Origin of the sequence: Clostridium sp. (assembly GCF_051656525.1) — a bacterium.
Lineage (GTDB): Bacteria > Bacillota > Clostridia > Clostridiales > Clostridiaceae > Clostridium.
Genome location: NZ_JBOGCC010000335.1, coordinates 19,345 through 35,005, shown reverse-complemented (window position 1 = coordinate 35,005; position 15,661 = coordinate 19,345). Strand labels below are relative to the sequence as shown.

Below are 15,661 nucleotides of genomic sequence, written 5' to 3'. Positions count from 1 at the left end.
TCCTCGTGTCGCTGGTTCGATTCCTGCTCGAGCCACCATAATTACGGCGCTATAGCCAAGTGGTAAGGCATCGGTCTGCAAAACCTTGATCCCCAGTTCGAATCTGGGTGGCGCCTCCATTTTAAAACCTGTAAACTTTTAGTTTACAGGTTTTTATTTTTAAAAATATTTTATTTATTTAAATAAAATATCCACAAAAAATTATTCTTAAGTAAAGTTATCCACAAAAAGAAGAAATAAATGTGGATAAGTATAAGATGAACATATAAAACAGTGGATTATTTTAAAGCATTTTCAGTAATAATTAGTTTTTTTGATTTTTTTGAAAAATGGGCAGTAATACCTATTGGAAAAGTTAAATTTGGATAATCATGACCGAAGGGAACATTAAATATAACGGGAATATTTAGATTTTTTAACTTAGTAACTAGGAGATTAGTTATATCCTGTGAATTTTTATCAATAGAAGTACAAGAAGTGAAATGACCAAGTAGTATACCTTTACAATTTTTTATGCTTTTGCTTAATAATAATTGAGAGATTAATCTATCAATAGAATAAGGTGCTTCACCTATGTCTTCTATTAAAAGAATAGAATTAGTTAAATCAATTTCATAAGGAGTTCCCATTAGAGAGCATATAATTGATAAATTTCCTCCGACTAGCTTTCCTTTAATATCATTAGTATTTAGAATAGGATTTGTAGAGAAATCATAGATATATCCTTTAGAGGGATTGAACATAAAGTGCTTAAGTGAGGACAGTGTTAAAGTATCTTTTGAGAAATTTGACTTTATCAATGGACCATGAAAAGTTGGTATTCCTAATTTAGCAAAATAATTTAATAAAACAGTAATGTCACTATAGCCACAAAAAAATTTGGGGTTATTTTTTATTATTTCAGTATCTATAAATGGTAAAGTTCTTATTGCACCATAGCCACCTCTAAAACAAATTATTCCATCAACTTCAGGATCAAGAAACATATTAGTTAAGGCTTTACCACGAGAAGAATCAGTTCCTGCTAAGTAGTCACATTTGTCATATAGTGTATTTGAATATTTTATATTAAAACCTAAATTTTTAAAGTTATTTATAAATAAGTTTATAGTGTTATTATTACTAGAACCAGCTGGTGCGATAATACCAATAGTAGAGTTTGAAGTTAATCTTTTTCCTAAATGCATTTATAGACTCCTTTTAAATATATTTATAAAAAGAGAGCTAAATTTTAGCTCTCTTTAGTTCTAATATAATTGTATGTTGTTAAATTCAATAAGTTGAATATTTTATTATCTAAACATATCTTTTTTGTTTAATATCCACGCTACTATAACACAAATTAAGATAGTAATAAACATTATAATGTAAAAAGCTTTGTTAGAGTCAGTGTTAAATGGGAAGATTATATTCATTCCCATAATTCCACTTATCATAGTTGGAATTGACATGAGGATTGTAACAGAAGCTAGAACCTTCATAACTATATTTAAGTTGTTTGAAATAACAGATGCAAAAAAATCCATCGTACTTGCAAGTATATTACTATATATCTCGGTCATTTCAATAGCTTGTTTATTTTCAATAATGACATCTTCTAGAACATCTTTATCATCTTCATATTTTTGAATAATATCAAGTTTAAGCATTTTTTCAAGTGTTATTTCATTTGCCTTCAAAGAAGTAGAAAAATAGACTAGTGATTTTTCTAATGAGTGAAGTTGAATTAATTCACGATTTTTCATTGACTTATGAAGTCTTTTTTCAATCATTAAACTTTTTTTATCTATTTGTCTTAGATAAAGTAAGAAGTATGTAGAGACTCTACTTAAAATTTGAAGTGTAAATCTAGATTTTTTATAAGTATAAAAGGATTTAACTTTTCCATTTATAAAATCTGTTAAGACTTTGCTATTCTTTAGACAAACTGTTATTAAAAGATTATCAGAATGAATAATAGATAGAGGATAGGTATCATAGGTTAGTGAATTATCTTCCATTTCAGTAAAAGGTATATCTACTATTACAGATAAAATATTATCTTCTATATCTATACGAGATGTCTCTTCGTCATCTAATGAGGCTTTAAGTAATTCTAGTGGTATTAAAGCTTTTTTTGAGATTAATAAAAGTTCTTCTTCAGATGGTGCTACAATATTAATCCAACAACCAGGCTCGATATTTTCTAAAGTAGTTAGTCGTAAAGGCTTTTCATCAATTGTTTTAAAAATTTGTATCATATCGTCCTCCCAAAAGTTAATATAGATATATTTTACAATAATAAGAGAGTAAAAACAAAGATTTAGTAAAATATAAAAATTAGACTAATATAAAAATAGAGTAGGAATAAAATATTTAAAATATTAAGAAAGAGTAAGAAAATAAAAGATTATATTAAGATATAGGCAAATATAGATTAAAATAGAAGAGTTCAAGTATGGAATAAAGTTTAATTTGTTAGTATAATCCAAGTATAATAATTAAAAATTGCATTTAAAATCGGGGGATGTTTAAAAATGATGCAGAGGGAAATAGTAGTCAAGAAGAAGGCACCAGTTATTGCTATTGTATTAATAGTGATAACATGTATGTTATATCTTCATCAAGGGTTGAAGTTTATTAAATTTAGAGGAGCTTTAACGTTTGAAATATGTAATACCATTATTTTAGCTTTAACATGTCTTATACTATTAAGAGAGATAATATCTTGTAGTACATCATATAAGTATTCTGTAATAGCAGACAAGCTTATTGTAAATAAGATATTTATGTCAAAAGAAAAGAATTTAGCAAGCATAAGGATTTCTGATATAGAATATATAGGAAAGAAATCTGAAGCACCAAAAATAAAATCTAAATTTATTGGATCATTTGTATGTAGTCTATTGAATAATAATACATGTGTCTGTATTTATAAGAAAAATGGAGAATATTATAAATTTTCTTTTGAACCGAGTAATGAATTTGTTTGTAAATTAAATAGAGAAATAATATAAGTAATAAAGAGTCTGTAGCAATGCTGCAGGCTCTTTATTGTTATTTATAAAATTCATCTTTAACTTCTTGTAGTAGAGATTTATTAGTTATTAAATCTAAACCAGTTAATGCAAGAGATAGTCCTGCCTTTTTAGCTATATCTAAAGCATAAGGTTGTATAGTTGCATTAGCAAAGTCTGTACTACCATACATTAAATTAGGATTATCAGAAATATTAAGATATGAATGTATGCAAGGAACTTTTTTACTAACAGTTCCAATGCTTAAACCAGCATTGGAATTTTTGGGATTTTCAATATTAATAATACCTAATTCTTTTAAGTTATTAGATAATAATCTATTTAAAGTTGAATTACTTTTTAATTCTTCATTTTGAGGTTCATAAAGTGAAAATTTAGGTTCAAAATTGGTTAATTCGCCTACTGTTTTAGCAATAAGTTTTAATTTTTGTTCGCCTTCTAATGCAATATCCATTGTTTTTCCACGAATATAAAATTTGCTTTCGGTAGATTTAGGAATTAATAAAGGTGTGATACCTCCGTTAGAAAGGATAGAGTGAATTGCTAAATCACTAGAAAAGCCTTTTGAAATTGAATTAAGTATATTCAAGGTAAGAAGTATTGCATCAAGAGATGTATATTCGGGCATGGTTAAAAAACTAAGTCCATCATTTCCTTCAAAGGTTATACTAAGTGGAATAATAGCTGATGATGTACCACTTTGTGCGGTGACTATATCAGGATGAATAAGAAGTACAGCATCTATATCATCAAATAAACCTTGATGAACCATAGTTTCCTTTGTTCCACCTAAATATTCCCCTGGGCAACCAATGATAATAGAAGAGCCATAGTCTAATTTAGAGATAGCATTACCTAATGATAAGCCAGCTAAAACTGAAATAGAGGATAGTAGGTTATGTCCTGTTATATGGCCTTCACCTGGAATTGCATCATACTCACAAATAAAGGCAATCTTAGGGTGCCCAGTACCTTTAGAAGCATAGAATGAGTTTGGTATATTTAAAATATTTTCTTTTACATCAAATTTATGTTTTTTTAAAATATCACATATAAAAGCAGCAGCTTTTTTTTCTTTATAACTTTCTTCTGGATTTTGATATAGAAATTTGCAGATATTTTCTATATCATCTTCACAATCAATTATATACTTTTGAACATCATGGTTCATAAGAATACCTCCTAATGAATAATCTCTTTAATATTTTTACCTAAATATTAAAAATTATTTATTTAATAAGTTTAAAAACCTATTAATTAGGCAAGTATTAGAATAAAGAATTTAAAAAAGGTGGACAAAGAGTATGATTAATAATGTAAATTTAGAAAAGAAAAATATGTATGAGTTAAAAAATAAAGAGATTGATAAGAGAAGATGTGTTATTTGTGAGAAGAGTGTTGAAAGTTGTTTATCAGAAAATGAGATTAATGGTATAATCATAAATGGTGAATATATCTGTAGACAATGTGAAAGAGAAATTGTTGAGATGGATGTAACAGAAAAAAAGTATGATGACTACAAGGAAAGAATAAAAGTAGTTATTTATAGATAGAGGAGAATTTAAATGAAAAAAGGTTTGTTTGTTGTATTTGAAGGTGGAGAAGGTTCAGGAAAGTCAACTATGCTAGAGATGACATATGAATGGCTTAGAGAAAATGGACATGATTGCATAAAGACTAGAGAACCTGGTGGTATAAAGATTTCTGAAAAGATAAGAGAAATTATTTTAGATGTAAAAAATACTACTATGGATGGAAGAACTGAAGCACTTTTATATGCGGCTGCAAGAAGACAACATTTAGTGGAAAAAGTTATTCCAGCACTAAATGAAGGGAAAATAGTTTTATGTGATAGATTTGTTGATTCATCATTAGCTTATCAAGGATATGCAAGAGGTTTAGGGATAGATGAAGTTTTTGAAATAAATAGATTTGCAATTAGTGATTGTATGCCAAATGTTTCTATATTGTTTGATATAAGACCAGAAGTTGGTCTTGAAAGAATAATGAAGAATAGAGGTAGAGAAATCAATAGATTAGATTTAGAAGCAATAGATTTTCATAATAAAGTAAGAGAAGGGTATAATAAGATTTATGAAAATAATAAAGATAGAATAAAAAAAATTAATGCTGAAAATACTATTGAGCAAGTATTTGAAGAGATAAAGAGTATTTTTTTAGACTTAATTTAAGTAGAATAAGATATATTTATGTCTAGAAGTTTATGGTAAAATAGTAAAGGCAGGGTTAATTTATGGAGGTGCTTCTCATGAAGTTATTAATAACTATTGTAAGCGACGAAGATTCAGAAGGATTAATAGATGAATTAACAGTAAAAAAAATTGGAGTGACAAAGCTTGCAACGACAGGTGGATTTTTAAAAGCAGGAAATACAACGTTATTAGTTGGTGTAGATGAAATTAACGTAGATAAGGTTGTAGAAATAGTAAGAAATACATGTAAGACACGAGAAGAAATTATGGTAACGCCATCACCACTTATAGATAGTACAGAAATTTATGCTCAATATCCTATTAATATAACAGTTGGAGGAGCTACAATTTTTGTAATTGATGTTGACCAATTTATACAAGTATAGGAGAAAGTTATGCCAGGAAAATATATTGGACATAAGAAGATTATAGAGGGATTTAAGAAAAGAGCTGAAAATGGAACTTTATCTCATGCTCATATAATAGTGGGAGATGAGGGGATTGGAAAAAGCAAAGTTTCAAGTATATTTTCATCAATGATTTTAGAAAATGAACCATTTAAAAAGCATGTAGATTCAGTTGAGTATAGGCCAAAGAAAGCTAGCATAGGAGTAGATGAAGTTAGAGAAATCATAGAGGAAGTTAATAAGAAGCCTTATGAGGGAAGTAAAAAGGTTATAATGATTTACTCTGGTGAAAAGTTAACTGTTCAAGCTCAAAATGCATTATTAAAGACTATAGAAGAACCTCCAAATGGGGTTTTTATAATAATATTAACTACAACACTTGAAAAGATATTAGAAACAATAAAATCAAGATGTCAAATTTATAAATTAACACCATTATCTAATGAAGAAATGAGAGAATACATAGTAAAAAAATACAACACTGATGAAGAGAGATTTTTAGCAGCTTTAGCATATGCAAGAGGAGTTCCAGGCCGATTAGAAAGATTTATTGAAGATGATGAACTACAAGAAATTAGATTAATTGCATTAGAACTTCTAAAGGAAATAAATGAGAAAAAAATTGAAAGTATTTTAAAATATGAAAAAAGTTTTATGAAATATAAAGATGAAAAGGAAGAAGTTATAAGTATAATAGAGGGATTTATTAGAGACATAATTATTTATAAAGAAGCTAATTTACAAAGTCTTATAATAAATTCTGACAAAGAAAAGGAAATAAAAGAGTTAATGCAACTTATGTCTTATAAGAAACTTAGCAATATGATTGAATCTATTAAAGTTATGAGAAGGAATATAGATGCAAATTCTAATTTCCAAATTAGTTTAGATGTTATGCTTATGAGCTTTTTGGAGGGATGATAGAATGTTAAAGGTTATAGGAGTTAGATTTAAGAAAGCGGGAAAAATTTATTATTTTGATCCGCAAGATTTAGAAGTTAAAAAAGAGGATTATGTAATTGTTGAAACTGCAAGAGGAATAGAGTTTGGACAATGTGTTATAGGAGAAAAGCATATTGAAGAAGATGAAATAATAGCACCATTAAAAGTTGTTATTAGAGTAGCAGATGAAGAGGATATAAAAAAACATAAAGAGAATAAGGACAAAGAAGAAGAAGCATTAAGAATTTGCACTGAAAAAATTTGGGATCATAAGTTAGATATGAAACTTATAGATGTTGAGTATACGTTTGATAATAATAAGGTTATTTTTTATTTTACAGCTGATGGAAGAGTTGACTTTAGGGATTTAGTAAAAGATTTAGCAACTATATTTAAAACAAGAATAGAACTTAGACAAATAGGTGTAAGAGATGAAGCTAAAATGATAGGTGGTTTAGGACCTTGTGGAAGATCATTATGTTGTTCATCTTTCTTAGGGGATTTTACATCAGTATCAATAAAGATGGCAAAGGAACAAAACTTATCTCTTAATCCAACTAAGATTTCAGGAATATGTGGAAGGCTTATGTGTTGTTTAAATTATGAACAAAGCACATATGAAGATATTAGAAAGAGACTTCCAAGAGTTGGGTCTATTGTGGAAACAGAACTTGGAAGAGGAGAAGTTATACAAAATAATATAGTAAAAGAAATGGTGAAAGTACGACTTAGAAATGGTGAAGAAGAGTTTGTAGAGCAATTTAACATAGAAAAAATAACAATGATAACAGGTGATTATGAAGATGTATATGATGATAATGATATAAGATTAGAAGTGGAATCACCGGAAGATAAGAAATTAATAAAACAACTTATAAGAGATAAATAGGAGGGCACTTAAAAATGAAGGCGGTATTGAAGGTAGCAGGAATTAAAAATTCTAACGATGTTAGAAAGGCTCAGAAAGCTATATCGAGTAATACTGGAGTAATTGCAAGTGAGATAAGTATTTCAAAAAAAGAAGCTACAGTTATATATAATGAAAGTTATGTGTTGGTTGAGGATATAATAGATGCTATAGAATCGTTAGGTTATATTGTATTAACATAGTCTTATAAATCAAGAAATTTGTAAAATAACTTTAAAATTAAAAAAAAACGTGTTAGAATGGAGAAGGTATTATTACCAAAAGAAGAAATTAGGAGGTGTTTTTGATGGCATTTGTAATTCAAGATTCATGTGTAAGCTGTGGAGCATGTGCTGCAGAGTGTCCTGTTAACGCTATAAGCCAAGGGGATACTATATTTGTAATTGATGCAGATACTTGTATTGATTGTGGAAACTGTGCTAATGTTTGTCCAGTTGGAGCACCAGTTCAAGAATAGTATTATATAATAAAAAAAGATCGTTTTAACGATCTTTTTTTATTATATAATACTATTTATTTTTGTAGGAGAAAGAAGGAGAGTAGTACCTTCTTTAAAAGTATGTATTGTATCAAGATTTATAAGAAAAGAATTATCTTTAATATTAACAATATTTTTATTAAGCATTAAAAAATCTTGTGGACTTGAAAATAAAAATGAATATGGATTAAATTTATAATTCATTGGAATTATAATCCTAGGGCAGATAAGCTTTGAAAGTTTATATGCTATTTTTCCGTTTAAAGTAATATTTCCACCAATAGGAAGAAAAAGTATATCACAATTTTTTATTTCATTTATGGTGGAAGAATCTGGAATATGACCAAGATATCCTAGATGACACAACTTAAGTCCATCAATTATATAAATAAAAATTTTATTCATACCACGTTTTAAACCATTTAAATTATCACTAAAAGAAGGAATACTATAAATAGTACCAATATCACTTTCAAAAGAGCTGATATTACTTAAAGTTTTAGTAGCAGGTGAAAACTCTGATAGACAAGAACATTTAAAGTTTTCGGAACTTAATGTTATTATATTTGGGGTTATATTTTCTAAAGAGCAGCTATGAAATTTATTTATGGGATCAATTAAAATTCTTTTTCCGAGAGAAGTTTTAATTAAAAAACTTGAGTTTCCAAGCCAAGATATAAACATAAGAATTACCTCCAGTAAAGTTATTATTAGATAGTTTTTCCAAAGAAAATAAAAAAATTCAGAAATAAATTAGATTAAAGTTGATTATATATGAAATAAGGATTAATATTAAATCAAAAGTCAAAGTAAGTCAAAAACAAAGGAGAGATAGATATGGCGAGATTAACGGATGTAATAGAAAAATTTATAAAGGATTTAGTACAAGATGATGAAAATCATGAAGCACAAATTCAAAGGAATGAGTTAGCAGAACAGTTTAGATGTGCACCATCTCAAATAAACTATGTATTAACAACAAGATTTACATATGCAAAAGGATATATTATAGAAAGTAAAAGAGGTGGCGGTGGTCATATAACAATAAAAAGAATAAACCATACATGTTCAGGAGATATAAAAAAATTAATAAAAGAGTCAATTGGTAGTAGTATAACATATCATAATGCAATAGCACTTTTAGATAATCTTTTAGAAATAGAACTTATTAATAAAAGAGAATATGAAATCATAAAAATAGCAATGAATGATAATACATTAGGGACAATAGAGGATAAGAATAAATTAAGATCAAATATTTTGAAGGGTATGGTAATGATAATAATGGAATAAGGAGTGTATTTAATGGTATGTGAGAGATGTAATAAGAAAGAAGCTATATTGAATTTAAGTAAGATAGTAGAGGGGGAAAGTACGAGTATTTGGTTATGTGAAAGATGTGCTAAAAAATATGGGAAAGAGCTATTTAATGATGTTTATGATGAAAGAGGAGAATATACATCTTTTAATAATGTTTTAAGTATTTTATTTGATGATGCAGATAAAAAGAATAAAGAGTTAGAAGTAAAATGTTCTAGTTGTGGAACTGCGCTTATGGATGTAAAAAATGGAAAACTTATAGGCTGTGAAAAGTGCTATAACATATTTGAAAAAGATATAGATAGAATAGTTGAAAAAAATAATTTATATAATGAACATAGAGGAAATATTCCACATAAGCTTGGAGATGAAATAAACTTAAAGAGAAAAATATTACGATTAGAGAAAGAAATGGATATTGCAGTAGCTATAGAAGCTTATGAAAAAGCAGCAGAAATACGAGATGAGATACGAAAGTTAAAAGGGGAGGAAAAAAATAATTAAAAGGGGGACATAGAGGTTGAGAGGTTTGGATTTAAATAAGAATATTATAAGTAGTAGTATAACCTTATTTAGAAATATAAAAGAGTGTAAGTTTCCAGTAGCTTTGAAAATGGAGGAAGGACAAAAAATAACAGAAGATTTTTTTAATAGTATTAGTAAAATAGATGGAAGTTTGAAGAGGATAAAATTATGGGAAGATGTATATAATTTTGAAAGCTTAAAGGAAAATAGAATATTACGAAATAAGACTTTAAAGAATAAGAAAATAGCAGGAGTTATGATATCAGAAGATAAAAATTTTTCAATAGTTTTAAATGAAGAGGAACATTTAAGATTACAATGTATAAAAAGTGGATATAATATAGAAGAAATATACAAAAATATTAGAAAATTTGATTTGAGTTTAGAAAATATGTTCAATTATAGTTTTGATGAAAAAATGGGATACTTAACATCAAGTTTAAATCATATTGGAACTGGAGTTAGATTAGAAGTAATAATTCACTTACCTATGTTAACGCTAAATGATAAAATAAATAAATTATTTTCACATAAAGATAAGTCTATATTTTCAGTAGAAGGAAAATATGGTGAAAAGGGAAAGGCATATGGAAGTATCTATTTAATAAAAAATACCACAACAACTGGAATTTCAGAGGAAGATTTAATAGATGAATTTAGAAGCATTATTGAATATGTGCTTCAAGAAGAAGAAAAAGAAAGAAGAAATGCTTTGAAGAAATATAAAAATGAGATAGCAGATAAAATATTCAGGGCTTATGGTGTTTTAAAAGAAGCAAGAATATTAGATTCAATAGAGGCATTAGATCTACTTTCATATCTTCGATTAGGTGTAGAATTAAATATTTTAGACTTAGAAATAAAGACAATAGAGAAAGCGATATTACTTTCAAGAAATTCATATGTTAGAGAGCATTTAGACGGTGAAACTAATATAGATAAAATAAATATAAAGCGTGCTGATATTATAAGAGTGGTATTAAAATAGGATATAACATGTGACATAGAGGGTGAAAAAGCTATATTAAATTATGTTATAGGAGGATGAAAAGAATATATGGGTGAGAATAGATTCTCAGAAAGGACTGAGGAGGTTCTTTTAGAAGCAAAAAAAGAATCAGTAAATTTTAAACATGGTTATATAGGGACAGAACATATATTGTTAGGAATACTCAAAGAAGATGGCTATGCGAAAGGTATATTAGAAAAGAATGGGATAGATTATTCTAAAGTAAATAAAACCATAGAAAAATATTTAGGAAAAGGTGAAGTGATGATTCCTAAAACAGAGTTGTTATTTACACCAAGAGCAAAGGCTTTATTTGAGGAAGCGCTAAAAGAAAGTAAAAAGTTATTTCATAAAAATATTAATCCAGAGCATTTATTGATGGCTATATTAAATGAAACAGATGGTGTAGCCTATACTATGATTAGTTTCATGAAAGTAAATTTAGAGCAAATAAAAAAAGATTTACAGATGTTTTTAGATAATCAAGAGATAGATGATAATGTTGATGAAAGATTAGAAGAAGAAATAGAGGAAAAAATGCCAATGTTAGTTAAATATAGTACTAATTTAACTAAGCTTGCAAGAAAAAGAAAATTAGATCCTGTAATAGGACGTGTAAAGGAAAATACAAGAGTTTTAGAAATTCTTTGTAGAAGAATAAAAAATAATCCTTGTCTTATAGGTGAACCGGGAGTAGGAAAAACAGCAGTCATAGAGGGATTAGCTCAAAGGATTGTGGAAGGAAATATTCCAGAATCATTAAAAGGAAAACAAATATATTCTCTAGATTTAACAAGTCTTATAGCAGGAGCCAAATATAGAGGAGAATTTGAAGATAGATTAAAAAAAGTAATGGCTGAAATAAAAGAAAATAAAAAAATAATTATATTTATAGATGAAATACACTCTATAATTGGAGCGGGTGGAGCAGAAGGTGCTATTGATGCATCAAATATATTAAAACCTTCATTAGCAAGGGGAGATATTCAATGTATTGGAGCAACAACTATAGAGGAATATAGAAAACATATAGAGAAAGATTCAGCTCTTGAAAGAAGATTTCAGCCAATTTTAGTAGAAGAACCAACAAATGAACAAACATTAGAAATATTAAAAGGTGTAAGAGACAAATATGAAGAACATCATAATGTAGAAATTACAGATGAAGCTTTAAAAATAGCAGTTCAAATGTCTGATAGATATGTATGTGATAGATTTATGCCAGATAAAGCAATAGATTTAATAGATGAAGCATCAGCAAAAATTAGGATAGAAACTTTATTAGAACCACCAAGTTTACGAGGATTAGAGGAAAATATCTTTAAGATTAAAAGTGAAAAAGATAAATGTATTTCAATACAGGAATTTGAAAAAGCAGCAAAATTAAGAGATGAAGAAAGAGAACTTCGAAAAAAACTTGAGGAAGTTTCAACTACATGGAATGAAAAAACTATAGATAAAAAACTTATTGTAGATAGAGAAAATATAGCTAAAGTTGTTGCTAGTTGGACTAATATACCAGTGGAAAAATTAACTGAGGAAGAAAGTGGGAAATTATTGAATTTAGAAGAAAATTTACACAAAAGGGTAGTTGGACAGGATGAAGCAATAAATTTAGTAGCTAAAGCAGTGAGAAGAGCAAGAGTTGGACTTAAAAATCCTAATAGACCAATTGGAAGCTTTATATTTTTAGGACCAACTGGTGTTGGAAAAACTGAATTAAGTAAGGCTTTAGCAGAGGCAATGTTTTCTCATGAAAATAATATGATAAGAATAGATATGTCAGAATATATGGAAAAACATGCAGTTTCAAAACTTATAGGAGCACCTCCAGGATATATTGGCTATGAAGAAGGTGGTCAATTAACAGAAGCAGTAAGAAGAAAACCATATAGTGTAGTTCTACTAGATGAAATAGAAAAAGCGCATCCAGAGGTATTTAATATTTTACTTCAAATATTAGAAGATGGAAGATTAACAGATGGAAAAGGAAAAGTAGTTAATTTTAAAAATACAATAATAATAATGACATCTAACGTTGGAGCTCATAGTATAAAGAAACAAAAAAGTGTAGGATTTTTTTCGGAAGAAAGTTCGAATAAAGAGTATGATGCAATGAAAGAAACTATTTTAGAAGAGCTTAAGTCAACTTTTAAGCCAGAGTTCTTAAATAGAATAGATGATACAATAATTTTTCATAAGCTTAGCAAAAAAGATATGCTTAGTATTACAGAAATAATGCTAAAAGAAGTGAAAAATAGGCTTGATGAAAATGATATATATATTGAGTTTAGTGATGAAAGTAAGAATTATATTATAGGAAAATGTGATGTAAGAGAATTTGGAGCAAGGCCACTTAGAAGAGTTATAACAAAAGAGATTGAAGATAAAATTAGTGAAGAACTTTTAAGAGGAAAAATAAAAAAATTAGAAGGTTATGAAGCCACTATAAAAGAAGATGTATTAGTATTTCAATAAGAAAAAGATTCAGATAGGAGAAATTTTATCTGAATCTTTTTTATTTGAGTTTCTAGAGGAGCCTATAAATAATATTATTGAAATTAGAGAAAATAGTGTTATAATTAAAATAAGATATACCCCTAGGGGGTACAAGGAGATGATAGTATGGAAAAAGAGATTAAAGATATAGATTTAATAATAGTTGGTGGAGGACCAGCAGGGTTAACAGCAGCGATTTATGCAGCTAGAGCTAAAATGGATATGCTATTATTAGAAAATGAAATTCTAGGTGGACAAATTAGAAATAGTTATTTAGTTGAGAATTATCCAGGATTTAAAAAAATATCAGGTGCAGAACTTTCAGATGCAATGCAAGAACAAGCTGAAGGATGTGGTGCAAAAATAGATGAGTTTGATGCTATAGAAAAGGTTAATTTAACTGATGATGAAAAAATAGTAGAAACAGAAAGTTATGTTTATAGGCCTAAAGCAATAATAATAGCAACTGGGGCATCACCTAAAAAATTACCTATAAAAGGTGAAAAAGAATATTTAGGAAAAGGTGTTCACTATTGTGCAGTTTGTGATGGAGCAATGTATGAAGATAAAGTAGTTGGAGTAGTTGGTGGAGGAAAATCAGCACTTGAAGAAGCTATTTTTTTAACTACATTTGCTAAAAAGGTATATATAATTAGAAGACATGATTACTTTAATGGAGAGCAATCAATTATAGATGAAGCAGTAAGTAATCCTAAAATAGAAATTCTATATAATGAGGATTTGATAGAAGTTACAGGAACAGATTTTGTTGAAAAAGCAATAATAAAAAATACTAAAACATCTGAAGTAACAGAATTAGAATTAGAAGGAATATTTGGATATATAGGAACTGAGCCTAAAACTGATTTATTTAGTAAATATATAGAGGTTGATAAGGTTGGATATATAAAAACTGATGAAAGAATGAGAACTAATGTGAAAGGTGTATATGCAGCAGGAGATGTTAGAATAAAAGAATTTAGACAGATAACAACGGCTGTAGCAGATGGAACAATTGCAGCATTAGATGCAGAGAAATATATTAATGAAGTAAAAAGAGGAGTGAAGTAATATGGTAAAAGTTTATTCAACATCTTGGTGTCCTGGATGTGTGAAATTAAAAAAATATTTAGATATGAAAGGTGTAAAATATACAACAGTAGATGTTGCAGATGCACAAGAGGATAGATTAGAAGTGATAAAAGTGTCAGGTCAAAAGACAGTTCCAGTATTAGATTATAAAGGTGAGATTGTCGTTGGATTTGATAAGAAAAAGATAGATAGCTTAATAGATAATAAATAAAATAAAAGTATATATAATAAAATTTGCATATAAGGTGTATTAAATATTTAGATTGGAAACAATAAGTTTTGAAATCTAAAATTAATACACCTTATTTTTTATATTTTTATATTGTTAGGAGGGAAAAAATGATTAATAAAAAGATGAAAGTGATGGTATGCTTTTTATTTATAACTATATTAGGAATTGTATATCTTGTCTTTAATGCAAGGAAGTATAGAGAAGATAGTAATGTTAAGAGTATCACTATAAGTGGTTCAACAGCATTATTACCTTTAATGGAAGAATCAATAGAAAGTTTTGATAAATTATATAGTGGAAATATTATAAATGTCCAAGCGGGAGGTTCGGGGACCGGACTTACTCAAGTTTTGGAAGGAACAGTGAATATAGGAAATTCAGATATGTTTGCGGAACAAAAACTAAATGAGCTTCAAGCAAAAGAGTTAATAGATCATAAAGTAGTTAGGGAAGGATTTTGTTTAATAACAAGTAAAGGATGTGGAGTTACTAATTTAAATTTAAATCAAATAAGAGGAATATTTTCAGGGGCAATTACTAACTGGAAAGAAGTTGGTGGAAATGATGAGCCTATATTAGTAATACATAGACCAGCATCATCAGGAACAAGAGATACATTTACAAATACAATTTTAGGAGGGAATAGAGATTTAGAAAATGATGCTATAGGAGCAATTCAAGATAGTAATGGAGCTGTGCTTCAAGCTATGAAAAGAAGTTCAGGGGCTGTTAGTTATATGGCTCTTACATATATGAATAATAATGAAGCTAAGGAAAATTTGAGAGTAATTAAAATTGAAGGATATGGTCCAAATATAGAAAATATTGAGAATGAAACATATAAATTTTGGTCTTTTGGACATATGTATACAAAGGGTGTGGCAACTGGATTATCAAAAGAGTTTATTGAATTTGTAATGAGTAAGAAAAATGTAGGAACAATTAAAAAATTAGGATTTATACCAATTCAAAATATAAAAATGAGTAAAGGAATGTAGA

General features: G+C 27.9%; 19 protein-coding genes and 1 tRNA gene. 16 read left to right on the top strand and 4 right to left on the bottom strand.

What is annotated here, in order from left to right; translation table 11 throughout:
• Positions 1-45: 45 nt before the first annotated feature.
• Positions 46-119: transfer RNA gene (locus ACRDDY_RS16750), tRNA-Cys, on the top strand.
• Positions 120-278: 159 nt separating this feature from the next.
• Here the strand turns inward: ACRDDY_RS16750 and ACRDDY_RS16745 are convergent.
• Together ACRDDY_RS16745 and ACRDDY_RS16740 are read right to left on the bottom strand one after the other, a co-directional pair.
• Entirely contained in the window at positions 279-1,187 is a 909-nt protein-coding gene (locus ACRDDY_RS16745; protein ID WP_438566077.1) for a S66 peptidase family protein, read from the bottom strand.
• Between the two features lie 105 nt (positions 1,188-1,292).
• Complete coding sequence (locus ACRDDY_RS16740) at positions 1,293-2,240, bottom strand: magnesium transporter CorA family protein (protein ID WP_438566076.1); 948 nt, start codon at positions 2,238-2,240, stop codon at positions 1,293-1,295.
• Positions 2,241-2,516: 276 nt separating this feature from the next.
• Here ACRDDY_RS16740 and ACRDDY_RS16735 point away from each other — a divergent pair, with 276 nt between their 5' ends.
• Complete coding sequence (locus tag ACRDDY_RS16735; RefSeq protein ID WP_438566075.1) at positions 2,517-2,996, top strand: hypothetical protein; 480 nt, start codon at positions 2,517-2,519, stop codon at positions 2,994-2,996.
• Positions 2,997-3,036: 40 nt separating this feature from the next.
• Here the strand turns inward: ACRDDY_RS16735 and ACRDDY_RS16730 are convergent, their stop codons facing one another.
• Complete coding sequence (locus ACRDDY_RS16730) at positions 3,037-4,188, bottom strand: M20 family peptidase (RefSeq protein ID WP_438566074.1); 1,152 nt, start codon at positions 4,186-4,188, stop codon at positions 3,037-3,039.
• Positions 4,189-4,321: 133 nt separating this feature from the next.
• On the opposite strand from ACRDDY_RS16730, the gene ACRDDY_RS16725 reads away from it, so the two are divergent.
• From ACRDDY_RS16725 to ACRDDY_RS16695, 7 genes are all read left to right on the top strand, one after another.
• Entirely contained in the window at positions 4,322-4,570 is a 249-nt protein-coding gene (locus tag ACRDDY_RS16725) for a sigma factor G inhibitor Gin (RefSeq protein ID WP_438566073.1), read from the top strand.
• 12 nt (positions 4,571-4,582) lie between these two features.
• The gene (gene tmk / locus ACRDDY_RS16720) at positions 4,583-5,209 is read left to right on the top strand and encodes a dTMP kinase (RefSeq protein ID WP_438566072.1); all 627 of its coding nucleotides are present in this window, start codon (positions 4,583-4,585) and stop codon (positions 5,207-5,209) included.
• A gap of 77 nt (positions 5,210-5,286) precedes the next feature.
• Positions 5,287-5,616 carry a cyclic-di-AMP receptor gene (locus ACRDDY_RS16715; protein WP_438566071.1) on the top strand — a complete coding sequence of 110 codons (330 nt, stop codon included), beginning with the start codon at positions 5,287-5,289 and terminating at the stop codon, positions 5,614-5,616.
• Positions 5,617-5,625: 9 nt separating this feature from the next.
• A complete protein-coding gene (locus ACRDDY_RS16710) occupies positions 5,626-6,558 on the top strand; it encodes a DNA polymerase III subunit delta' (RefSeq protein WP_438566070.1) in 933 nt (310 codons plus the stop codon).
• A 4-nt stretch (positions 6,559-6,562) separates the two neighbouring features.
• Positions 6,563-7,468, top strand: a complete 906-nt coding sequence (locus ACRDDY_RS16705) for a PSP1 domain-containing protein (protein ID WP_438566069.1) — start codon at positions 6,563-6,565, stop codon at positions 7,466-7,468.
• A 14-nt stretch (positions 7,469-7,482) separates the two neighbouring features.
• A complete protein-coding gene (locus tag ACRDDY_RS16700; protein WP_438566068.1) occupies positions 7,483-7,689 on the top strand; it encodes a heavy-metal-associated domain-containing protein in 207 nt (68 codons plus the stop codon).
• Positions 7,690-7,793: 104 nt separating this feature from the next.
• A complete protein-coding gene (locus ACRDDY_RS16695) occupies positions 7,794-7,964 on the top strand; it encodes a DUF362 domain-containing protein (RefSeq protein WP_002598944.1) in 171 nt (56 codons plus the stop codon).
• Positions 7,965-8,006: 42 nt separating this feature from the next.
• Here ACRDDY_RS16695 and ACRDDY_RS16690 read toward each other — a convergent pair whose 3' ends face one another.
• On the bottom strand, positions 8,007-8,669 hold the full coding sequence (locus ACRDDY_RS16690; protein WP_438566067.1) for an MBL fold metallo-hydrolase: 663 nt from the start codon (positions 8,667-8,669) through the stop codon (positions 8,007-8,009).
• Positions 8,670-8,822: 153 nt separating this feature from the next.
• On the opposite strand from ACRDDY_RS16690, the gene ACRDDY_RS16685 reads away from it, so the two are divergent.
• The 7 genes from ACRDDY_RS16685 (at position 8,823) to ACRDDY_RS16655 (ending at position 15,660) form a co-directional block, all read left to right on the top strand.
• On the top strand, positions 8,823-9,278 hold the full coding sequence (locus tag ACRDDY_RS16685; protein WP_438566066.1) for a CtsR family transcriptional regulator: 456 nt from the start codon (positions 8,823-8,825) through the stop codon (positions 9,276-9,278).
• Between the two features lie 12 nt (positions 9,279-9,290).
• Positions 9,291-9,809, top strand: a complete 519-nt coding sequence (locus tag ACRDDY_RS16680) for a UvrB/UvrC motif-containing protein (RefSeq protein ID WP_438566065.1) — start codon at positions 9,291-9,293, stop codon at positions 9,807-9,809.
• 16 nt (positions 9,810-9,825) lie between these two features.
• Positions 9,826-10,818 (top strand): ATP--guanido phosphotransferase, encoded by a 993-nt coding sequence (locus ACRDDY_RS16675; protein WP_438566064.1) that lies wholly within the window; start codon positions 9,826-9,828, stop codon positions 10,816-10,818.
• Positions 10,819-10,887: 69 nt separating this feature from the next.
• Positions 10,888-13,317, top strand: a complete 2,430-nt coding sequence (locus tag ACRDDY_RS16670; RefSeq protein ID WP_438566063.1) for an ATP-dependent Clp protease ATP-binding subunit — start codon at positions 10,888-10,890, stop codon at positions 13,315-13,317.
• A gap of 147 nt (positions 13,318-13,464) precedes the next feature.
• On the top strand, positions 13,465-14,409 hold the full coding sequence (gene trxB, locus ACRDDY_RS16665) for a thioredoxin-disulfide reductase (RefSeq protein WP_438566062.1): 945 nt from the start codon (positions 13,465-13,467) through the stop codon (positions 14,407-14,409).
• Between the two features lies 1 nt (position 14,410).
• A complete protein-coding gene (locus ACRDDY_RS16660) occupies positions 14,411-14,641 on the top strand; it encodes a glutaredoxin family protein (RefSeq protein WP_438566061.1) in 231 nt (76 codons plus the stop codon).
• 128 nt (positions 14,642-14,769) lie between these two features.
• A complete protein-coding gene (locus ACRDDY_RS16655; RefSeq protein ID WP_438566060.1) occupies positions 14,770-15,660 on the top strand; it encodes a phosphate ABC transporter substrate-binding protein in 891 nt (296 codons plus the stop codon).
• Position 15,661: the final 1 nt, after the last annotated feature.